The 20,574-nt window shown below is 55.2% G+C and carries 20 protein-coding genes; 6 read left to right on the forward strand and 14 right to left on the reverse strand.

The genetic code is table 11. The features are described from left to right. The first annotated feature begins 23 nt into the window (after positions 1-23). Positions 24-1,007 (forward strand): quinone oxidoreductase, encoded by a 984-nt coding sequence (locus tag C3451_RS17355; RefSeq protein ID WP_022646744.1) that lies wholly within the window; start codon positions 24-26, stop codon positions 1,005-1,007. 185 nt (positions 1,008-1,192) lie between these two features. On the opposite strand, the gene pspG is transcribed toward C3451_RS17355, so the two are convergent. The 4 genes from pspG to C3451_RS17375 all read right to left on the reverse strand — a co-directional run bounded on the left by pspG (position 1,193) and on the right by C3451_RS17375 (position 4,617). After that, a complete protein-coding gene (gene pspG / locus C3451_RS17360) occupies positions 1,193-1,435 on the reverse strand; it encodes an envelope stress response protein PspG (protein WP_017382623.1) in 243 nt (80 codons plus the stop codon). A gap of 136 nt (positions 1,436-1,571) precedes the next feature. Continuing rightward, entirely contained in the window at positions 1,572-2,567 is a 996-nt protein-coding gene (gene dusA / locus C3451_RS17365; protein WP_003860304.1) for a tRNA dihydrouridine(20/20a) synthase DusA, read from the reverse strand. Positions 2,568-2,649: 82 nt separating this feature from the next. Beyond that, positions 2,650-3,960: a conjugal transfer protein TraF gene (traF, locus tag C3451_RS17370; protein WP_023299091.1), complete on the reverse strand. Its 1,311-nt coding sequence runs from the start codon at positions 3,958-3,960 to the stop codon at positions 2,650-2,652. Between the two features lie 168 nt (positions 3,961-4,128). After that, a complete protein-coding gene (locus tag C3451_RS17375) occupies positions 4,129-4,617 on the reverse strand; it encodes a cupin domain-containing protein (protein WP_022646741.1) in 489 nt (162 codons plus the stop codon). A 117-nt stretch (positions 4,618-4,734) separates the two neighbouring features. On the opposite strand from C3451_RS17375, the gene zur reads away from it, so the two are divergent. Beyond that, positions 4,735-5,247, forward strand: coding sequence for a zinc uptake transcriptional repressor Zur (zur, locus tag C3451_RS17380; protein ID WP_006810484.1), 513 nt, complete (start codon positions 4,735-4,737; stop codon positions 5,245-5,247). A 47-nt stretch (positions 5,248-5,294) separates the two neighbouring features. Here zur and C3451_RS17385 read toward each other — a convergent pair whose 3' ends face one another. From C3451_RS17385 to C3451_RS17400, 4 genes are all read right to left on the reverse strand, one after another. Beyond that, positions 5,295-5,504 (reverse strand): CsbD family protein, encoded by a 210-nt coding sequence (locus C3451_RS17385; protein ID WP_003860314.1) that lies wholly within the window; start codon positions 5,502-5,504, stop codon positions 5,295-5,297. Between the two features lie 119 nt (positions 5,505-5,623). Beyond that, positions 5,624-6,961, reverse strand: a complete 1,338-nt coding sequence (dinF, locus tag C3451_RS17390) for an MATE family efflux transporter DinF (protein ID WP_045620925.1) — start codon at positions 6,959-6,961, stop codon at positions 5,624-5,626. A 63-nt stretch (positions 6,962-7,024) separates the two neighbouring features. Beyond that, on the reverse strand, positions 7,025-7,633 hold the full coding sequence (gene lexA / locus C3451_RS17395) for a transcriptional repressor LexA (RefSeq protein ID WP_003860318.1): 609 nt from the start codon (positions 7,631-7,633) through the stop codon (positions 7,025-7,027). A gap of 108 nt (positions 7,634-7,741) precedes the next feature. Further along, the gene (locus C3451_RS17400) at positions 7,742-8,110 is read right to left on the reverse strand and encodes a diacylglycerol kinase (protein ID WP_006810487.1); all 369 of its coding nucleotides are present in this window, start codon (positions 8,108-8,110) and stop codon (positions 7,742-7,744) included. Positions 8,111-8,264: 154 nt separating this feature from the next. On the opposite strand from C3451_RS17400, the gene plsB reads away from it, so the two are divergent. Further along, positions 8,265-10,685: a glycerol-3-phosphate 1-O-acyltransferase PlsB gene (gene plsB, locus C3451_RS17405; protein ID WP_124304358.1), complete on the forward strand. Its 2,421-nt coding sequence runs from the start codon at positions 8,265-8,267 to the stop codon at positions 10,683-10,685. A gap of 89 nt (positions 10,686-10,774) precedes the next feature. Here the strand turns inward: plsB and ubiA are convergent, their stop codons facing one another. The 5 genes from ubiA to malK form a co-directional block, all read right to left on the reverse strand. Continuing rightward, complete coding sequence (ubiA, locus tag C3451_RS17410) at positions 10,775-11,644, reverse strand: 4-hydroxybenzoate octaprenyltransferase (RefSeq protein ID WP_022646737.1); 870 nt, start codon at positions 11,642-11,644, stop codon at positions 10,775-10,777. Between the two features lie 12 nt (positions 11,645-11,656). Next, the gene (gene ubiC, locus C3451_RS17415) at positions 11,657-12,154 is read right to left on the reverse strand and encodes a chorismate lyase (RefSeq protein WP_022646736.1); all 498 of its coding nucleotides are present in this window, start codon (positions 12,152-12,154) and stop codon (positions 11,657-11,659) included. 172 nt (positions 12,155-12,326) lie between these two features. Next, positions 12,327-13,265, reverse strand: a complete 939-nt coding sequence (malM, locus tag C3451_RS17420) for a maltose operon protein MalM (RefSeq protein WP_022646735.1) — start codon at positions 13,263-13,265, stop codon at positions 12,327-12,329. Positions 13,266-13,376: 111 nt separating this feature from the next. Beyond that, positions 13,377-14,744, reverse strand: coding sequence for a maltoporin (locus tag C3451_RS17425; RefSeq protein WP_032621777.1), 1,368 nt, complete (start codon positions 14,742-14,744; stop codon positions 13,377-13,379). Positions 14,745-14,786: 42 nt separating this feature from the next. Then, positions 14,787-15,896: a maltose/maltodextrin ABC transporter ATP-binding protein MalK gene (gene malK / locus C3451_RS17430; protein ID WP_003860329.1), complete on the reverse strand. Its 1,110-nt coding sequence runs from the start codon at positions 15,894-15,896 to the stop codon at positions 14,787-14,789. A gap of 371 nt (positions 15,897-16,267) precedes the next feature. Between malK and malE the strand changes: the two genes are divergently transcribed. The 3 genes from malE (at position 16,268) to malG (ending at position 20,029) form a co-directional block, all read left to right on the forward strand. Then, positions 16,268-17,458: a maltose/maltodextrin ABC transporter substrate-binding protein MalE gene (gene malE, locus C3451_RS17435; protein WP_022646733.1), complete on the forward strand. Its 1,191-nt coding sequence runs from the start codon at positions 16,268-16,270 to the stop codon at positions 17,456-17,458. A gap of 121 nt (positions 17,459-17,579) precedes the next feature. Continuing rightward, positions 17,580-19,124, forward strand: coding sequence for a maltose ABC transporter permease MalF (malF, locus tag C3451_RS17440; RefSeq protein WP_023299085.1), 1,545 nt, complete (start codon positions 17,580-17,582; stop codon positions 19,122-19,124). 14 nt (positions 19,125-19,138) lie between these two features. Then, positions 19,139-20,029: a maltose ABC transporter permease MalG gene (malG, locus tag C3451_RS17445; protein ID WP_003860332.1), complete on the forward strand. Its 891-nt coding sequence runs from the start codon at positions 19,139-19,141 to the stop codon at positions 20,027-20,029. A 96-nt stretch (positions 20,030-20,125) separates the two neighbouring features. Here the strand turns inward: malG and psiE are convergent, their stop codons facing one another. Continuing rightward, positions 20,126-20,536 carry a phosphate-starvation-inducible protein PsiE gene (gene psiE, locus C3451_RS17450; protein ID WP_000202963.1) on the reverse strand — a complete coding sequence of 137 codons (411 nt, stop codon included), beginning with the start codon at positions 20,534-20,536 and terminating at the stop codon, positions 20,126-20,128. Positions 20,537-20,574: the final 38 nt, after the last annotated feature.

Consider the following 20,574-nt stretch of genomic DNA (forward strand, 5'->3'; position numbering starts at 1 on the left):
CATAATTTTCTAACGGAGGGAGCATGGCAACACGCATTGAGTTCCAGAAACATGGCGGGCCAGACGTACTGCAAGCCGTGGAGTTTACCCCCACGGCACCTGGCGAGAACGAAATCCAGGTTGAAAACAAAGCGATCGGCATTAACTACATCGATACCTATATTCGCGGCGGTCTCTATCCGCCTCCGTCGATGCCGAGCGGACTGGGCACCGAGGCGGCCGGTATCGTCAGCAAAGTGGGCAGCGCGGTTAAGCACATTAAGGAAGGCGATCGCGTGGTGTACGCGCAGTCGGCGCTGGGCGCTTACAGCTCCATCCATAACGTTCCGGCCGAGAAAGCGGCGCTTTTGCCAAATGCGATCGGCTTCGAGCAGGCTGCCGCCTCATTCCTGAAAGGGCTGACGGTCTATTATCTGCTGCGCAAAACCTACGAAATTAAGCCTGACGAGCAATTCCTGTTTCACGCAGCCGCAGGTGGCGTAGGGCTGATTGCCTGCCAGTGGGCGAAAGCCCTGGGGGCGAAGCTGATCGGCACCACAGGCAGCGCGCAAAAAGCGCAGCGCGCGCTGGACGCGGGCGCATGGCAGGTGATCAACTACCGGGAAGAGAGCATCGTTGAGCGGCTGAAAGAGATCACTGGTGGCAAAAAGGTACGCGTGGTGTATGACTCGGTGGGGAAAGACACCTGGGAATCTTCGCTGGACTGCCTGCAACGTCGCGGGCTGATGGTGAGCTTCGGTAACGCCTCCGGGGCTGTCACCGGCGTGAACCTGGGCATTCTGAATCAGAAAGGGTCACTGTATGTCACCCGCCCTTCCCTGCAAGGTTACATCACTAATCGGGAAGAACTTGAGGAAGCCAGCAACGAGCTGTTCTCGCTGATCGCCAGCGGGGTGATCAAAGTGGATGTGGCAGAAGCGCAGAAATATCCGCTGACCGATGCGCAACGTGCGCATGAGGTGCTGGAGAGCCGGGCAACCCAGGGCTCAAGTCTGTTAATTCCCTGAGCCATAAAAAGAAATTGGGCTTCCCATGGGAAGCCCTTTCTTTTTTTTAGTTCGGCTGTATGTAGGGTACAGCTCGATGAATTCTTTAGCGGCAGCCATAGTGACAGATTCGATAAGTAAATCCTATTCTGTTCTAAAGATTGCTGCCGGAAAAGTTGCAGGTATGTGACGTACCCCTCAATACCTTAGTAACGGAAGCGGTTATTACGCTGATAAGTCGGCAGTTTTGGTGATTTAATCGCCCGTATGGCCCATACCACCGCAATCGCCAGAAGTAACCACGGCAAGAGTTTAATCGTCAGGGCAAATAAACCGCCGACAAACATCACCACCGTGGCCACAACGAGCGCGGCCAGAATACCGAGCAGCGACACGCCCGTGACCATCAGCATGATAAAGAAGCCAATCACAAAAAGTAGTTCCAGCATGGTGCTCTCCCACGAGTTCCCGAATGATGCTGCGATCATTACAAGAATCATGCCAAAAATAAGTTGTTGATCTGAAAGCAAAACGCCCCGCAATGTGTTGCAGGGCGTGGCGTATTTGACCATCTTTTAGCGAAATTTAACGTTTATCCGCAACCAGACGCAGCGCGTGTTCCAGTACCTCAATATCCGCACCGGCTTTATGCGCGTTCTCGCTGAGATAACGACGCCACTGGCGCGCACCAGGAATGCCCTGGAACAGGCCAAGCATATGGCGGGTAATGTGGCCCAGATACGTACCATGACTCAGCTCGCGCTCAATGTACGGATACATGGCGCGCACTACGGCCACGGGATCGGTGTCAGCACCCTCAACGCCAAAGATTTCCCGGTCAACCGTCGCCAGAATGCCCGGATTCTGATACGCCTCGCGTCCGACCATCACGCCATCCATATGTTCGAGGTGCGCTTTGGCCTCGTCCAGCGACTTAATACCGCCATTGATCGACATGGTCAGGTGTGGGAAGTCGCGTTTCAGCTGGTACACGCGCGGGTAGTCCAGCGGCGGGATCTCGCGGTTTTCTTTCGGGCTGAGGCCTGAGAGCCAGGCTTTACGGGCGTGGATGATAAACATCTCGCATTCACCCTTCCCTGATACCGTGTTGATGAAATCACACAGAAACTCATAGCTATCCTGGTCGTCTATGCCGATACGGGTTTTGACCGTGACCGGGATAGAGACGACGTCGCGCATCGCTTTGATGCAGTCCGCCACCAGGTGCGCATTTCCCATCAGACACGCGCCGAACATGCCGTTTTGCACACGGTCGGACGGACAACCGACGTTGAGGTTAATCTCGTCATAGCCGCGTTCTTCGGCCAGCTTCGCGCACTGCGCCAGCGCAGCCGGATCGCTGCCACCGAGTTGCAGCGCAACCGGATGCTCCTCTTCGCTGTACGCCAGATAGTCGCCTTTGCCGTGAATAATTGCGCCGGTAGTGACCATTTCGGTGTATAGCAGCGTATGGCGGGAGAGCTGACGCAGGAAATAGCGGCAATGTCTGTCCGTCCAGTCGAGCATTGGCGCAATGGAAAAACGGTGTGCAGGGAAAGCGGTCTGGAATTCTGACGACATGGCGAACTTTTAAGCATCTGGTGGAAAAGGGGCGCTACTATAGCACAAAGAAAAGCCGGAGGCGCAGCGCCTCCGGTGTACTTTAGAACGTCATGCTCAACTGTGCCCCTGCGCCCCAGGTCTCGTCTTCGCCATAAAGCCCCATCAGGTCAACATGGACGGAGTTGAACGGCGCAAAACCGACACCGCCGGTAAAGACGTTGCTGTCGTTCCCCTTCATATCCGCACGATAACCGGCGCGCACTGCCAGCCAGCTCAGCGGCGTGACTTCAGCACCAATGCCGGCGTATTGGGAGGTATCTTCGCTTTTAAAGCCCTTGGTTTCGGTCAGATCCCCGTCCGCGGTCAGCGTCACCAGATCGTTGTGCCAGGCGGCCCCGGCAGTGACCAGCGGACGGATCTGATAGGTGTCTTTATAACTCACCACCTCTCCTGTGCGCCCGTTGCGAATGCGGATATCTTTGGTATCGATATCGCGCGACATCAGGTTTTGCCCGCTCACGCCGACCGTCCAGTTTTCACCGAAATCAGCAGCAATACCGGCATCGACGTTGAAGCCAGTGTCGTCGGTACGGTAGCGGCTGTCGTTCCACTTATTACTGTCGTAATCGTAGATTGAGGTAGTGTAGTTATAGAGCCAGGTTTTTTGCAGCTTCGGCGTGACGCCAACGGAAACCGGAACGCCGCCAAGATCGAACTGACGGGCTACCGCAATACCGTAGTCGGACACAATCGCCGCCCGACCAGACGCCGTAGAGTTAAGGTTTTTGGTGATCTGATCGGAACCGTTTAGCGCGGCATCCAGCGCCACACCGGCAGCCACCGCATCGCTTCGTTGTATACCGCGCAGATAATCAATGTCCTGCTGATCGATTGAAGAGCTGACGCGGCCATGTGCATAGCCTTTGGCCATAAAGGCCACGGAAAGGACATCGTTAGGGATACTGACGGCAATCCCCGCCCCTGCGGTGGCGTGTGCGGTTTTGCCTTTCAGGTAGTCCAGCTCATCAGCGAGATCTTTCGCTGCGCCCTGGAACTGATTGATCGAACCTAATGGATTCGTGATGATATCAATGGGGGTCAGACTATCAACCACGTCCTTGTAATGATTGATTTTATCGTTAATGGTATCAATCTCGTCCTGAAGATTGTCTTCATCGGTCACCTGCACGCCAACGGACGGCAAAATGACCGTCACATCATCCTCGGGCTTAGATTTTGCCAGTAACGCGGGGTTGATTAACGCCCCGCTGCCATAGCTCCCTGCCGCGACACCCGTTCCGCCCATTGCGTCGCTACGCGCTTCCGTCCAGGTATTGGCTGCTCCCGCCTGATTTGCCATAAAAAAGGAGACAGCAATGCTAACCATCGAAAATTTAAAATGTTTTTTCACAGTGTGCTCGTAAATAGTTTGTTATTAGTTAACCCTGTCTGTTATCACCCAAACAGGAACGAACTATTGCTGTGAATAAGTACAAAAAGACCCGCTATTTCCCTAAGTTAAATTCCATCCCGGCCTGTTCTAATGTGTGACGACCATCAATATTTATAGAAGAGGAAATTATTTTCGCCCAGGTTTTCCATCGTGCGGGCCAAAAAACTGAGGCGGATGGTCTACCCAGTGGTCTTCGCGCGTCACGGCATACACCGGATTGAGGGGATAGTAGATGCGGTTATGTTTTTTATTAGCCTCACCCACCACCAGTAAGCGCACCTCTTCATCGGTGTTGTTGATAAAGGTATGGCACACGCCCGTGCCGGCAGGAAATCCCACGCTGTCTCCGGGTTCAAGCTTCCACAGATAACCATTGATCCAGGCCTCAGGGTAACCCTCCAGAACGTAAACAAACTCCTCTTCGTCGCTTTCCGCATGCGGATAAGAAGTACGGCGTCCGGGCGGCAGCCGTTCATGGTGAATACCAATGCGGCCGAGACCCAGCTTGCGGGCCAGCGGCGCGCCAATAGAAAACCGTTCATTGCTGTCCGGATACGTTGCGTCATCGGCGCCTTCCACGTCCCGCCAGTGCCGAATACAGTCAGGTCTTTTCATCATGCGATCTCCCGATTTGCGATGCGTCAGGTATAGCACAGCCCGGCGGATCTCGGTGTTTTTAGCAGAACATGATAAAGTGAGGGTTTTCACCCCTTACCACATCCGAGGTGCCCGATGGACAAGTCCACAAAAGAGCTGTTAGCGCAAGCTGAAAAGCTCTGTGCGCAACGCAATGTGCGCCTGACCCCGCAGCGCCTTGAGGTACTGCGTCTGATGAGCCTGCAACAGGGTGCCATCAGCGCTTACGATCTGCTCGACCTGCTGCGTGAAAGCGAGCCGCAGGCAAAACCGCCGACCGTCTATCGGGCGCTGGATTTTCTGCTGGAGCAAGGGTTTGTGCATAAAGTGGAATCAACAAACAGCTATGTGCTGTGCCATCTTTTTGACCAGCCTACTCACACGTCCGCCATGTTTATCTGCGATCGCTGTGGCGTGGTGAAGGAAGAGTGTGCGGAAGGTGTGGAAGATATTATGCATACGCTGGCAGCCAGAATGGGCTTTGCGCTGCGCCATAACGTGATCGAAGCCCACGGCTTATGTTCTGCCTGCGTGGAGGTGGAGTCATGCCGTCATCAGGATGCCTGTCAGCACGATCACTCTATCCTGGTGAAGAAAAAGCCGCGTTAAGGCCAAAGAAAAAGGCGGCTCAGAGCCGCCCTTGGGGATAGTGCCGGTTACCAGCGGTAGTCGTTACGGGTTTCCCAGTCTTTGACTTCATTTTCCGCCTGATCTTTTTCGTAACCGTAGCGCTCCTGGATTTTACCTACCAGCTGATCGCGCTTACCTTCAATGACGGTCATATCGTCATCTGTCAGCTTACCCCACTGTTCTTTCGCTTTACCTTTGAATTGCTTCCAGTTGCCGCCGATTTCATCTTTATTCATAATCGTGTCCTCGTGTTAAGCGTCTATGAGTATCGTCCGCTTCGTTCTTTTCTGCTGGACGTGATTATTATTATAGTTAAGGATTCGGCATTTATTTTTATATTCGGAATCTTTAACCGTTACGATATATCGTGCGGGGCTGGAAACCAGGTATTGTTTCGCCAGTGACGACGCCAGATAACGGCCAGCGAAAGGCCACGCAGTGAGAGAAACACCGCCAGCGCGAGCCACAGACCATGATTGCCGAGATACGGCAAGGTCAGCAGCGTCAGGCCGAACCCCGCCGCAGCGACGGCCATGCTGTTGCGCATCTCCGCCCCGCGCGTCGCACCAATAAACATGCCGTCCAGCAAATAGCACCACACACCCACCACCGGTAATACTACCAGCCAGAGGATGTAGCGATCGGCCAGCTCACGTAGCGCGGGCAACGAGGTGAGAAGCGCGACAATATGCCCACCAAAACAGGCGTAAACCAGAGCAAAGACCAGCGCCACCAGACCCGCCTGACGACAGGCTGCACGCCAGACTTCGCGTAACTGGCCGCTTTCACGCGCGCCATAAGCCTGCCCTGAATGCGCCTCGACGGCGTAAGCAAAACCATCCAGCGCGTAAGCGGTAAAGGTCAGTAACGTCATGAGCACTGCGTTGACGGCGACGATCTCAGGCCCAAGACGCGCACCAAAAACGGTTAATGCGCCGAAGCAGAGTTGCAGCAGGAGCGAACGGAGCATGATGTCGCGATTAAGCGCCAGCAGCTTACGCATATTGCCGCGCCAGGCCGATTTCAGCAGATCCAGGGTGATACCGCGCATCGCCAGCACGCGCCAGACCATCCCCAAACCGATCAGCAGCGTCCCGTACTCGGCAATTGCCGTAGCCAGCGCCGCGCCCCGGACGTTCATGTGCAGCCCCATTACCAGCCAGAGATCGAGGACAATATTGAGAAGGTTACCCACCACAAGCAGGATCACCGGCGCGCGGGCATACTGCACGCCCAGCAGCCAGCCCAGCAGGACCAGGTTTGCAAGTGAAGCGGGCGCGCTGAGCCAGCGAATTTCGAGGAACCGACGGGCTTGTTCCAGTACGGCATCGCTGCCGCCTACAATATGGAGCGCAAGATCAATCAGTGGCGTACGCAACAGAACGATTAACGCGCCAGCACCGAACGCCAGAATGAGCGGCTGAACCAGCGCACGCGCCAGACGCAGGGGATCTTTTGCACCATACGCCTGGGCCGTCAGGCCTGTCGTACTCATGCGCAGAAAAAGTAGCAGCATAAAGAGGAAGCTGGTCGCCGTTGCGCCGATCGCGACGCCGCCGAGATAAATCGGCGAATCGAGATGCCCGATAACTGCCGTATCCACCAGCCCCAGCAGAGGAACGGTAATATTGGAAAAAATCATCGGTAGCGCAAGACGCCACAACGCCTTATCGGCAGAAGTTAGCAATGCCATGGAAATTACCGGAATCAGAAAACAGGCCAGGCTGTAGAGGAACTACAGCCTGTCAGGAAGAGATTACAGCCATTCACCGTTGCGGATAACGCCGACCGCCAGCCCTTCAATAGAGAAGCTCTGCTCGCGGAGATCCACCACAATCGGGGAGAATTCATTGTTTTCAGGCAGAAGCTGCACGGTATTGCCTTGTTTTTTCAGGCGCTTAACCGTCACTTCATCATCAATGCGCGCCACCACGACTTGCCCGTTACGCACGTCCTGCGTTTTGTGTACCGCCAGCAGATCGCCATCCAGAATACCGATATCTTTCATGGACATTCCGCTAACGCGCAGCAGGAAATCGGCGCTCGGCTTGAACATGCCTGGGTCAACCTGATAGTGCCCTTCGATGTGCTGCTGCGCCAGCAGAGGTTCACCTGCGGCTACGCGGCCCACCAGCGGAATACCGCTCTCTTCTTCCACCAGCAGACGGATGCCGCGTGAGGCGCCGGAAACAATCTCAATCACGCCCTTACGCGCAAGCGCCTTAAGGTGCTCTTCGGCAGCATTAGGAGAACGGAAGCCCAGACGCTGCGCAATTTCTGCACGCGTGGGTGGCATACCCGTCTGGCCGATATGATCCCGAATGAGATCAAACACCTCTTGCTGCCTGGTCGTTAACGCTTTCATACCGCCCCCTGGGTGTATATACAGTTATGCTGTGAGTATATACAGTCCAAGGCGATTTTGGAACCAAAAACTGCACAAAAAACCAGGGACTTAATTATTCCTCGAGGCTCATCGGAAATGCGACCAAAGTAGCGTGACCCAGGTGATCGCCGCCGTGATAATCGACAGCAGTACGGCAGCGGAACCCATGTCTTTCGCCCGGCCAGACAGTTCATGGAATTCCGACCCGATTCGGTCAACAACGGCCTCAATAGCGCTATTCAGAATTTCCACTATCATCACCAGAAGGACAGATCCGATGAGCAGTACGCGGGTGATAGCATCAACATCAAGGAAGCAGGCGATGACAACGGCAACGATTGCGGCAACCGCTTCCTGGCGGAAAGCGGCTTCATTAACCCATGCGGCGCGGAAACCTTTCCATGAATAACCGGCAGCTTTAATGATTCGAGTTAACCCAGTGGTATTATTGGCCATTAAAAGAACCTTTTATGATAAATAGCGTCAGTAACTAAAGCCGCAGCGCGTTTTGCTGCGACCTGAAGTATGACGGGTAACAACAGAAATTTTGCGCGCTTTCTGTTATCCTTGCGCCGCAATTGCATTATTAACCAGAGGCTTTACATCGTTTATGTCCGGCTGGCCACGAATTTACTACAAATTACTTAATTTACCATTAAGCGTACTGGTAAAAAGTAAGTCTATCCCAGCAGAACCTGCGCTGGAATTAGGGCTCGATACGTCGCGCCCTATTATGTACGTTTTGCCTTATAACTCGAAGGCAGACCTGCTAACGCTTCGCGCTCAATGTCTGGCGCACGATTTACCTGACCCGCTTGAACCGCTGGAAGTCGACGGTACGCTGCTGCCGCGCTACGTGTTCATCCATGGCGGACCGCGCGTGTTCACCTATTACACGCCGAAAGAAGAGTCCATTAAGCTGTTCCATGATTACCTCGATCTGCACCGCAGCAACCCCGATCTGGACGTGCAGATGGTGCCGGTGTCGGTGATGTTTGGCCGTCGTCCGGGGCGTGAAAAAGGGGAAGAGAACCCGCCGCTGCGTATGCTCAACGGCATTCAGAAATTCTTCGCCGTCTCATGGCTGGGACGCGACAGCTTTGTTCGCTTCTCGCCTTCCGTTTCACTGCGCCGCATGGCGGATGAACACGGTACTGACAAAATCATTGCGCAAAAGCTGGCGCGCGTTGCGCGTATGCACTTTGCACGTCAGCGTCTGGCGGCCGTTGGGCCACGTCTCCCGGCGCGTCAGGATCTGTTTAACAAGCTGCTGGCTTCCAAAGCGATTGCCCGTGCCGTAGAAGACGAAGCGCGCAGCAAGAAGATTTCGCACGAGAAAGCGCAGCAGAACGCAATCGCGCTGATGGAAGAGATCGCCGCGAACTTCTCCTACGAGATGATTCGTCTCTCTGACCGTATTCTCGGTTTCACGTGGAACCGCCTCTATCAGGGGATTAACGTCCACAACGCCGAGCGCGTGCGTCAGTTAGCGCATGACGGCCACGAGATTGTCTATGTGCCCTGCCACCGCAGCCACATGGACTACCTGCTGCTCTCTTACGTGCTCTATCACCAGGGCCTGGTGCCGCCGCATATTGCTGCCGGTATCAACCTGAACTTCTGGCCAGCAGGTCCGATTTTCCGCCGTCTGGGTGCGTTCTTCATTCGTCGTACCTTCAAGGGTAACAAGCTCTACTCCACCGTCTTCAGGGAGTATCTGGGCGAGCTGTTCAGCCGCGGTTATTCCGTGGAGTACTTTGTTGAAGGCGGTCGCTCCCGTACCGGTCGTCTGCTCGATCCGAAGACCGGCACGCTGTCGATGACCATTCAGGCCATGCTGCGTGGCGGTACGCGTCCTATCACGCTGGTGCCTATTTACATCGGTTATGAACACGTGATGGAAGTGGGCACCTACGCGAAAGAGCTGCGCGGTGCGACCAAAGAGAAAGAGAGTCTGCCGCAGATGCTGCGTGGTCTGAGTAAATTGCGCAACCTCGGTCAGGGCTACGTGAACTTTGGCGAGCCCCTGCCCCTGATGACATATCTGAACCATCATGTTCCGGAGTGGCGCGAGTCTATTGATCCTATCGAAGCGGTACGTCCGGCCTGGCTGACGCCAACGGTCAACGGCATTGCATCCGAGCTGATGGTACGCATCAACAATGCTGGTGCGGCAAACGCCATGAACCTGTGTTGTACCGCGCTTCTGGCCTCTCGCCAGCGTTCACTGACCCGTGAACAGCTGACCGAGCAGATTGATTGCTATCTGGATATCATGCGCAACGTGCCGTATTCCGTGGATTCGACCGTGCCGTCTGCCACCGCCAGCGAATTGATCGATCACGCGTTGCAGATGAACAAGTTCGAAGTCGAGAAAGATACGATTGGTGACATCATCATTCTGCCGCGCGAGCAGGCCGTGCTGATGACCTACTACCGTAATAACATCACTCACATGCTGATGCTGCCGTCACTGATGGCTGCCATTATTACCCAGCACCGCCGTATTTCGCGTCAGGAGCTGCTGCGCCATATTCAGGCCATCTATCCGATGCTGAAAGCGGAGCTGTTCCTGCGCTGGAGTAAGGATGAGCTGGCGGCAGAGCTCGATAAAATGTCCGCAGAGATGCGTCGTCAGGGGCTGATTACCATCAGTGATGACGAACTGCATATCAATCCGTCACGTTCCCGAACCTTGCAGCTCCTGGCTTCCGGTGCGCGTGAGACGTTGCAGCGCTACGCCATTACCTTCTGGTTATTGAGTGCTAACCCGTCAATCAACCGCGGTACGCTGGAAAAAGAGAGTCGGACGCTGGCCCAGCGCCTGTCCGTTCTGCATGGCATTAACGCCCCGGAATTCTTCGACAAAGCGGTATTCAGCTCCCTGGTGCTGACGCTGCGCGACGATGGTTACATTAGCGATACGGGCGATGCTGAGCCGGAAGAGACGATGAAGGTTTACCAGATGCTGGCAGAGCTGATTACCGCGGATGTGCGTTTAACGATTGAGAGTTCGACGCAGGGCGAGTGATGTTAAAGCCGGGTGGCGCTAACGCTTACCCGGCCTACATATTCTGCTAAATCGTAGGCCGGGTAAGGCGAAGCCGCCACCCGGTTTTTTTATGACCAGTAACTCATCGCCAGCCCCATAAACAGCACCAGCCCGACGTAGTTATTATTCAGAAACGCTTTAAAGCAGGCTTCACGCTCGCGCTTCACGATCAGCTTCTGCTGATACGCAAACAGCAGACCCGCCACCAGCACGGACCAGTAAAACTCCCAGTTCAGCCCGTTCAGGCGACCAATCGCCACCATCAGCGCCAGCACCGCCACCTGCAATATGCCGATGATCAGTTTGTCGTGACGGCCAAACAGGATCGCCGTCGATTTGATGCCAATCTTGAGATCGTCATCGCGATCGACCATCGCGTATTGGGTATCGTACGCAACGGCCCAGAGAATATTCGCCAGGAACATCAGCCAGCAGCTGAGCGGAACGGACTCGCTGACCGCGGCAAACGCCATGGGAATCGACCAGCCAAACGCCGCACCCAATACCACCTGCGGCAGATGGGTGTATCGCTTCATAAATGGGTAGACCCAGGCCAGCGCCAGAGCAGCGACGGACAGCAGAATGGTCATGGTGTTAAGGGTTAACACCAGCATGAAAGAGAGAAGCACCAGCACCACAAACAGGATGCGCGCCTCTTTCCCGGTCACCTGACCGCTCGGCAAAGGACGATTCGCGGTGCGCTTAACATGTCCATCAAATTTCCGGTCAGCATAGTCGTTAACCACACAGCCCGCAGCGCGCATCAGCCAGACACCCGCCACAAACACCGCCAGGATCCACAGCGGCGGTACGCCCGGCGTGGCAACCCACAGCGCCCATAAGGTCGGCCACAGCAGCAGCAGCGCGCCAATGGGTTTATCAGTACGCATCAGGCGGTGATAGGCCAGCAGCTTATTCTGCGTCAGACTCCACTCCATTTTTTCTCCCTCTTAATACAACGGCGATGCAGGCAAAAAGAGTTCCGTCAGTATTAACGGCTTGCCACTCAAACGAAGGCGGGAACGGCGCCCCCACAAATCGGCATCGCAACCAATTTCAATAAAATCACGGGTCAGTTCAGACGAGGTGAACAGATATCGCCCCAGCGGCGTTTTGCCGAGGCGTTGCAGTGCCAGCTCCGGCCCGGAAAGTGTAGACTCAGGAACCACCGTTCGCCCGGCAAGCCACGGCTCGCCATCCGCACAGAGTAAAATTTCACGCAGCCAGTAGCGTTCTTCCTGCGGCAGCAGCGGCAGCTCGCTGGCAATCTCCGCAGGCGAGACAAACCCTTCCTGAATCATCGTCACCGTGACCGTTTTACCCTGTTGCTCAAAACGTTTTGTCATGGAATCTTCCAGCAGCAGCCAGTCCAGCTGTTCCGGGTCAAGCGCAGGGATGTGGTCGAAATAGCGTAGCGCACGCAGCTGCGTTAGCGCGGGGTGTGACATGCCAGACTCTCCGATACATAACGTAAAAGCATTGTATCGCAGATTGGCAAAATGAGGACGGACAAACAGAATTTAACGATCACTATCGCAACAAAGGTGCAACTTAGCCAAAAAAAGTGCGCCCGCGAAGGCGCACCAAACGACTAACAAAATCAGCACTGTGGGGAGACGGTTACCCCTTGCCTTTTACACTGCTGATAAAGGTGGAACGGGCAGTGGTTGAACCTAAACGCTCGGCTTCATCAAGCAGTTTCAGCGCTTTATCGACATCGCCGTTTTTAACTGCCTGCTTGATGGCGTTGTTAAAGTAAGTTTCAGTATCGTTAAGCACCGGCTCGGCTTTTTTCGCCGGGGCCGGGGCTGCGGCTGGTGCTGCGGCCGGCGCGGCATACACAGGCGCGGCAGTATTACCCACCGTTACCGGACCCGGGCCAGATGAGCCAAACAGTGGGCCTACGAGTACGCTGGAGCTGCTGTTGGTTTTCACCTTCAGCTTAAGCAGGCCGTCGGTGGTATGGCGCGCAATCGGATCGGGAATATCGGGAATGGCGTTACCAACCCCTTTGGCATAGGCTTTTGCCGGATCGAGCAGAGTGGTGGTTTGCTGCAAATCTTTTTCAGTGGTGAAGACCAGTACGTAGAGCTTTTGCTGCCCGAGCGCCGGGGTCAGACGCATTACCCCTTCCAGGCGGTCCGCGCTCATTACACCCGGCTCTTGATAGGTAAAATAGCTGCTGGGGAAATAGGCGGAAGGCGTCATGTTCTGATCGAGGATCAGAACGTTCGGCGCAAAAACGCTGGTCTGTTTGTTAACTTCACTGGATAAAGTCAACGTTAGCTCACCGATATTAGCCGGTACGCTATAGGCGGCTACCGGCCCGGTAATGCCAGCCACATTGAGCTGTTGGCCACCCGTCGCAAGCTGTGTGCTCTGCGTTTTGGACTGATCCACCGGCGTCCAGGTTAATTGCTGTAGAGCGGCTGTCGGAATGGCAGGCGCTGCGCTGGTATTCTGCGGGACATAATTGACGTCAGCGAGCGTGACGCCAGGCACACAGGCCAGCAGACCCGCTGACAGGCACAGCGCGACGAGATTTTTCTTCATTTTCATTGTTATCACCTCAGAAAGCGTAAGCACTGCGGTGGCCAGGCAATAGCGCGCAGTACCTCAGGAATTGAGGGGCTCTCGCCCCCCAGATTACATCGTCAGATCAGGATGCGGTTACCACCAGATTTCCATCTGGGCGCCGAAGGAGAACTCATCGTCATCGCCGCGGCTGGTAGAGAATCGACCGTTACCGGTGGAGTCAGAGATCGCGTAACGGGTGGCATCGCCGTTACCGTTCTTCGCGTAGCCCCATTTCTCATCCCACTTCGCGTAGGTTGCGAAGACACGGATGGCCGGACGAGACCAGATGCTGTCGCCAGCCTGCCACTGTTGCGCCAGGGTGATTTTGTACTGGCTGTTGCGATCGCCGGTTTCCTGGGATTTGACGTTGTCGTAGCCCACTTCCAGCAGGGTGCTCATGATTGGCGTCCATTTGTACATCGGACGTACACCCACGGTCCACCAGTCACTCCCCTGGTTATCATCCATGTCGAGTTTCTGGTACATACCGACATACATCAGGTCCCACTTGTCGGCCAGGGTGATTGCACCGTGGTCCAGGATGCGCCAGAGGCTGCCGTTGTTGTTAATCACATCGTTGGCGTAATTGGTCGTCGTGCCATCAGGATTCGTGATGGTAAAGCTGGAAGAACCATAGGAACCCTGGCTCAGACCTTTACCCTGCGTGGTCATTGAGTCCATCGCATACTGCAGCACAAACTTGTTGTAGCCTTTCAGCATGCTCTGGGTATGTTCAGCGGTGAACATCCAGCCATCTTTCGACGCGCCGTCGGCAAGATCATAGCCGTCGGTCGTGTTCGCGCGGCCATAATCCACACCCAGTTCCAGCACGCCGTCCGGGTTAGTTTCCAGGCCCGCTAAACGCACGTCAAATACGTCGTTCGCGGTATCTTTGGTACGGTCATAGATGTTCTGGCTGCTGAAGGCATAAGAACCGCCAGCTTCCTGGGAACGCGTCGCTGCCAGAGACAGTTTACCGAAGCCCAGATCGATGTTTTCAATACCGGCACCAGGACCAGAGATATCCCAGTAGTAGAAGTCGATCATGTGTACGTCATGACGCTGATAGAAGCGCTTACCGGCCCAGATGGTAGAGCCAGGCAGCCATTCAATCAGGTTTTTACCCTGCACGTTAGCTTCACGGAACGCCGGATCGGTACCTTCCCAGTCATTCTGCTGTGCCACGGAGTACGCTACGTTGGTGTCGAAATAGAAGCTCTTGTCGCCTTCTTTCCACACTTCCTGGCCCAGTTTCAGTTCGGCGTAGGTTTCACATTCGTTACCGAGACGGTATTTACTTTGTGCGCCTGTTGCCTGGAAACATTGTTGTTCACCGCCACTACCCGTCCAGCCGATACCAGAACGAGCATAACCATGGAAATCCACTGCCAGTGCCTGAGCAGACATTACGCCCGCTGCGACGGCAACTGCCAAAGGAAGTTTGCGCAGAGTAATCATTATTCTATCTCCTGAGATCATTGCTTTTCTTTGTAATTGGAATGCTTAAACGCCTGGCTCTTTGTGCAACCGACGACATGCAGTGCCATCCTCACGGAACAGATGGCAACGCTCTGGCGGCAAACCGATAGCGAATGTGGCACCCTCTTCTACCAACACCACGTCATTCTGGCGGTAGACCAGGTTCTGACGGATGGCGGGGATCTGGATATGAATCTGTGTTTCGTGACCAAGCTGTTCGACGACCTGAACTTCACCTTCCAGCGTCACATCAGCGATGTGGCTCGGCAGTAAATGCTCAGGGCGGATACCGAGGGACATATTGGCCCCCACCTGTACGTTGGCGCTGTCGACCGGCAGCCAGACTTGCTGACGGTTTGGCAGCTCCACCTGTACCTGTTCGATTGCCGTCGCGGTCACTTTTACGGGCAGGAAGTTCATCTTTGGCGAGCCAATAAAGCCCGCAACAAAGCGGTCTGCCGGGTAGTGATACAGCTCCAGCGGTTTGCCCACCTGCGCCACGCGACCGGCGTCCAGTACCACGATTTTGTCGGCCAGCGTCATCGCTTCGACCTGATCGTGGGTGACGTAAATCATCGTGCGTCCAAGACGCTTGTGCAGACGGGAGATTTCGATACGCATCTGGACGCGCAGGGCGGCATCCAGGTTAGAGAGAGGTTCATCGAGCAGGAACACGCGCGGCTCGGCCACCAGCGTACGGCCGATCGCCACACGCTGACGCTGACCACCGGAGAGCGCCTTCGGTTTACGCTCCAGCAGATGTGCCAGCTGGAGCACTTCCGCCACCTGGGTGACGCGCTGGTTAATGGTCTCTTTTTTCGCGCCGGCCAGCTTCAGGCCAAAGGACATGTTCTCGGCAACGGAAAGATGCGGATAAAGCGCATAAGACTGGAACACCATGCCCACGCCGCGTTCAGCTGGCGGGATGTCGTTCATTCGGGTATCACCAATAAATAAATCGCCACTGGTGATGGTTTCAAGACCGGCAATCATACGCAGCAGAGTAGATTTACCACAGCCTGATGGACCAACGAACACCACAAACTCACCTTCGTGGATGTCCAGATTGATGTCTTTTGACACCACAACGTCGCCCCAGGCTTTCGTTACATTACGCAGCTGTACGCTCGCCATGCCCTTCTCCCTTCGTTACAACCTGTCACCGACAGAAACATTCAAGATAAGTTCACTATGCGTGTTCCATTACTTTCGTGAATCCTCCACCCCCCGGCTTTTTTATGGGGGAGGAGGCGGGAGGATGAGAGAGCAGGCTCTGCGACCGCAGCGGAGGGGCTAAGGCGAAAATCGTGAAGCGGCCTGCAAAATTCAGTGGGTTTTTATGTGCGCCAGCACTCATAACTTAAATTTATGTTACAGGGATCACACAAACAGGGGGTGGGGCGTAGGGACTGGGAGGATGGAAAGAGGATGTCAAATAAGGAGACTGAGTCACGTTGAACCACCTTATGTATCCACGAGCACATCACCAATAAAGGATGGCAGATATGAAGATCAAGACTGGCGCACGCGTTTTCGCATTGTCCGCCCTCGCAGCAATGATGATTTCCGCACCGGCTCTCGCCAAAATTGAAGAGGGTAAGCTGGTTATCTGGATTAACGGCGACAAGGGCTATAACGGTCTGGCCGAAGTGGGCAAAAAATTCGAGAAAGACACCGGTATCAAAGTCACCGTAGAACACCCGGACAAACTGGAAGAGAAGTTCCCGCAGGTTGCGGCAACCGGCGATGGTCCGGACATTATCTTCTGGGCGCATGACCGTTTCGGGGGCTACGCGCAGTCTGGCCTGCTGGCAGAAGTTACGCCAGACAAAGCCTTCCAGGACAAACTGTTCCCGTTCACCTGGGATGCCGTTCGCTATAACGGCAAGCTGATCGCTTACCCAATCGCGGTTGAAGCCCTGTCACTGATTTACAACAAAGACCTGGTGCCAAATCCACCGAAAACCTGGGAAGAGATCCCTGCTCTGGATAAAGAGCTGAAGGCGAAAGGTAAATCCGCTCTGATGTTCAACCTGCAAGAGCCGTACTTCACCTGGCCGCTGATTGCTGCCGACGGCGGCTACGCGTTCAAGTTTGAAAACGGCAAATATGACGTGAAAGACGTGGGCGTGGACAACGCGGGCGCGAAAAAAGGCCTGACCTTCCTGGTTGACCTGATTAAGAACAAACACATGAACGCGGATACCGACTACTCCATCGCGGAAGCGGCGTTCAACAAAGGCGAAACCGCGATGACCATCAACGGTCCGTGGGCCTGGACCAACATCGACAAGAGCAAAGTCAACTACGGCGTGACCCTGCTGCCAACCTTCAACGGCAAGCCGTCTAAACCGTTTGTTGGCGTGCTGAGCGCGGGTATCAACGCCGCCAGCCCGAACAAAGAGCTGGCGAAAGAGTTCCTGGAAAACTACCTGCTGACCGATCAGGGTCTGGATGAAGTGAACAAGGACAAACCGCTGGGCGCCGTTGCGCTGAAATCCTTCCAGGATCAGTTAGCGAAAGATCCACGCATTGCGGCCACCATGGATAACGCCCAGAAAGGCGAAATCATGCCGAACATCCCACAGATGGCTGCGTTCTGGTACGCCACCCGTACCGCCGTCATCAACGCTGCAAGCGGTCGCCAGACTGTTGATGCCGCGCTGAAAGATGCTCAGGGTCGTATTACTAAGTAAGTCTGAAAAACGGCGGGTGGCGCGTGCGCTTACCCGCCCTACGACTACGGCACGATCCGTAGGTCAGGTAAGCGCAGCGCCACCTGACGATAAGTTTCCACCGTTGTAGAGGAAGAACCCCATGGATGTCATTAAAAAGAAACGCTGGTGGCAAAGCGACGCACTGAAGTGGTCAGTGATAGGTCTGCTGTGTCTGCTGGTGGGTTACCTTGTTGTTTTAATGTACGTGCAAGGGGAATACCTTTTTGCCATCATGACGCTGATTTTAAGCTCGGTTGGCCTGTATATTTTCGCCAACCGTAAAGCGTATGCCTGGCGCTATGTCTACCCCGGTGTTGCCGGGATGGGGCTGTTTGTCCTCTTTCCGCTGATCTGCACCATCGCGATTGCCTTTACTAACTACAGCAGCACCAACCAGCTCGCGCAGGAGCGTGCCACCCAGGTGCTTCTGGATCGTTCTTATCAGGCGGGTAAAACCTTTAACTTCGGCCTGTATCCTGCGGGAGATGAGTGGAAGTTAGCGCTCACTGACGGTGAGAGCGGCAAAAACTATCTTTCCGACGCGTTCAAATTTGGCGGCGAGCAGAAGCTGGTCTTAAAAGAGGCCGCGGCCCTGCCGGAAGGTGAACGTGCCAACCTGCGTATCATCACTCAAAATCGCCAGGCGCTGACCCAGCTCACCGCCGTGCTGCCCGATGACAGCAAAGTAACCATGAGCTCGCTGCGCCAGTTTTCCGGCACGCAGCCGCTTTATACTCTGGCGGATGACGGCACGCTGACCAACAACCAGAGCGGCGTAAAATACCGCCCGAACAACGATATCGGTTTCTATCAGTCGGTGAATGCCGACGGCAGCTGGGGCGACGACAAGCTCAGCCCGGGCTATACCGTTACCATCGGCTGGGATAACTTTACCCGCGTGTTTACCGACGAAGGCATCCAGAAACCGTTCTTCGCCATCTTCGTCTGGACGGTAGTCTTCTCCATCCTGACCGTGATCCTGACCGTGGCCGTGGGCATGGTGCTGGCCTGTCTGGTCCAGTGGGAATCCCTGAAAGGGAAAGCGATTTACCGCGTGCTGCTGATTCTGCCGTACGCCGTGCCGTCGTTCATCTCGATTCTGATTTTCAAAGGGTTGTTTAACCAGAGCTTCGGTGAAATCAACATGATGCTGAGCGCGCTGTTCGGCATCAAACCGGCCTGGTTCAGCGACCCGACCACCGCTCGCTCGATGATTATCATCGTGAACACCTGGCTCGGTTATCCGTACATGATGATCCTGTGCATGGGGCTGCTGAAGGCCATCCCGGACGACCTGTACGAAGCCTCGGCGATGGACGGCGCGGGTCCGTTCCAGAACTTCTTCAAAATTACCCTGCCGCTGCTCATTAAGCCGCTGACGCCGCTGATGATTGCCAGCTTCGCCTTTAACTTTAACAACTTCGTGCTGATTCAGCTGTTGACCAACGGCGGTCCGGACCGTCTCGGCACCACCACGCCGGCAGGCTATACCGACCTGCTCGTGAGCTACACCTACCGTATCGCCTTCGAAGGCGGCGGCGGTCAGGACTTCGGACTGGCGGCGGCGATTGCCACCCTGATCTTCCTGCTGGTGGGCGCCCTGGCGATCGTGAACCTGAAAGCTACACGTATGAAATTTGACTAAGGAGGGCACTGAACATGGCTATGGTACAACCCAAATCTCAGAAACTGCGCCTCCTCGCGACGCACTTAGGCCTGCTGATTTTCATCGCGGCGATCATGTTCCCGCTGCTGATGGTTATCGCCATCTCCCTGCGTTCGGGGAACTTCGCCACCGGGAGCCTAATCCCGGATGAAATCTCCTGGGAGCACTGGAAACTCGCGCTGGGCTTCAGTGTGGAACACGCGGATGGCCGAGTCACTCCGCCGCCGTTCCCGGTGCTGCTGTGGTTGTGGAACTCGGTAAAAGTGGCGACCATTACTGCCATCGGCATCGTGACGCTCTCCACCACCTGTGCTTACGCCTTCGCCCGTATGCGTTTCCCGGGCAAAGCGACGCTGCTGAAAGGGATGCTGATTTTCCAGATGTTCCCGGCGGTGCTGTCACTGGTGGCGTTGTATGCCCTGTTTGATCGTCTTGGCCAGTACGTGCCGTTTATCGGCCTGAACACCCACGGCGGCGTGATCTTCGCCTATCTTGGCGGCATCGCCCTGCATGTGTGGACCATCAAGGGCTATTTCGAAACCATCGATGGTTCACTGGAAGAAGCCGCCGCGCTGGATGGCGCCACCCCGTGGCAGGCGTTCCGCCTGGTGCTGCTGCCGCTGTCGGTGCCGATTCTGGCGGTGGTGTTCATCCTGTCGTTTATCGCGGCGATCACCGAAGTACCGGTCGCCTCTCTGTTGCTGCGCGATGTGAACAGCTACACCCTGGCCGTCGGTATGCAGCAATACCTCAACCCGCAAAACTACCTGTGGGGCGACTTTGCCGCGGCGGCCGTACTCTCTGCCATCCCGATTACCGTGGTGTTCCTGCTGGCCCAGCGCTGGCTGGTCAACGGCCTGACGGCGGGCGGTGTGAAAGGTTAAGTTTCATCTGTTATGCCACTGCAACCCTCAACTTTAGACGTATTGTATTGAACCAACTTGTGACTGTTGTTAGGCGCTCTTCGGAGCGCCCTTTTTTTATTCGCGTTTCAGCCGCTTTGAGTTGCACAGCCAGAGGGTGATCACCAGCAGCAGGATCGCCGCCGAGTAGATCAGCACGTCGAGCGGGGATTTATGATCGACGATGATCAGCCGCACAATGGCGGTGATGCCAATATAGACAAAATAGCGCAGCGGGAAGTGAAAGCCGGACTGAAAGTACTTCACAATCAGGGCGATAAATTCAAAGTAGAGAAAGTAGACCACCAGGCCTTCCACCAGCGCGTATTTGCTGGTTTGCTCAGGTGCGAACAGCACATCCGCCAGATGCACCGTCTCTTTACCCAGAAACACGACCAGGATCAGGCCAAGGCTCAGCAGACCGAGGTTCAGCACGGTCTGGAGTATCGTTGAGATAAACTCAACACGCGGACGAGTCAGGGATGTCATACAGCACCTCATTCTCCAGGGCGAGGTTCCTGTATAAC

Source organism: Enterobacter sp. 301B (assembly GCF_003850715.1).
Lineage (GTDB): Bacteria > Pseudomonadota > Gammaproteobacteria > Enterobacterales > Enterobacteriaceae > Enterobacter > Enterobacter intestinihominis.

What these genes read in the sequence shown, in the direction of transcription:
- psiE (WP_000202963.1), bottom strand. Translation starts at nt 20,536, where the DNA reads ATGACATCCCTGACTCGTCCGCGTGTTGAGTTTATCTCAACGATACTC.
- pspG (WP_017382623.1), bottom strand. Translation starts at nt 1,435, where the DNA reads ATGCTGGAACTACTTTTTGTGATTGGCTTCTTTATCATGCTGATGGTC.
- dinF (WP_045620925.1), bottom strand. Translation starts at nt 6,961, where the DNA reads ATGGCATTGCTAACTTCTGCCGATAAGGCGTTGTGGCGTCTTGCGCTA.
- C3451_RS17385 (WP_003860314.1), bottom strand. Translation starts at nt 5,504, where the DNA reads ATGAATAAAGATGAAATCGGCGGCAACTGGAAGCAATTCAAAGGTAAA.
- ubiA (WP_022646737.1), bottom strand. Translation starts at nt 11,644, where the DNA reads ATGGAGTGGAGTCTGACGCAGAATAAGCTGCTGGCCTATCACCGCCTG.
- malM (WP_022646735.1), bottom strand. Translation starts at nt 13,265, where the DNA reads ATGAAAATGAAGAAAAATCTCGTCGCGCTGTGCCTGTCAGCGGGTCTG.
- malF (WP_023299085.1), top strand. Translation starts at nt 17,580, where the DNA reads ATGGATGTCATTAAAAAGAAACGCTGGTGGCAAAGCGACGCACTGAAG.
- zur (WP_006810484.1), top strand. Translation starts at nt 4,735, where the DNA reads ATGGACAAGTCCACAAAAGAGCTGTTAGCGCAAGCTGAAAAGCTCTGT.
- ubiC (WP_022646736.1), bottom strand. Translation starts at nt 12,154, where the DNA reads ATGTCACACCCCGCGCTAACGCAGCTGCGTGCGCTACGCTATTTCGAC.
- C3451_RS17355 (WP_022646744.1), top strand. Translation starts at nt 24, where the DNA reads ATGGCAACACGCATTGAGTTCCAGAAACATGGCGGGCCAGACGTACTG.
- malE (WP_022646733.1), top strand. Translation starts at nt 16,268, where the DNA reads ATGAAGATCAAGACTGGCGCACGCGTTTTCGCATTGTCCGCCCTCGCA.
- C3451_RS17400 (WP_006810487.1), bottom strand. Translation starts at nt 8,110, where the DNA reads ATGGCCAATAATACCACTGGGTTAACTCGAATCATTAAAGCTGCCGGT.
- C3451_RS17375 (WP_022646741.1), bottom strand. Translation starts at nt 4,617, where the DNA reads ATGAAAAGACCTGACTGTATTCGGCACTGGCGGGACGTGGAAGGCGCC.
- plsB (WP_124304358.1), top strand. Translation starts at nt 8,265, where the DNA reads ATGTCCGGCTGGCCACGAATTTACTACAAATTACTTAATTTACCATTA.
- dusA (WP_003860304.1), bottom strand. Translation starts at nt 2,567, where the DNA reads ATGTCGTCAGAATTCCAGACCGCTTTCCCTGCACACCGTTTTTCCATT.
- lexA (WP_003860318.1), bottom strand. Translation starts at nt 7,633, where the DNA reads ATGAAAGCGTTAACGACCAGGCAGCAAGAGGTGTTTGATCTCATTCGG.
- malK (WP_003860329.1), bottom strand. Translation starts at nt 15,896, where the DNA reads ATGGCGAGCGTACAGCTGCGTAATGTAACGAAAGCCTGGGGCGACGTT.
- malG (WP_003860332.1), top strand. Translation starts at nt 19,139, where the DNA reads ATGGCTATGGTACAACCCAAATCTCAGAAACTGCGCCTCCTCGCGACG.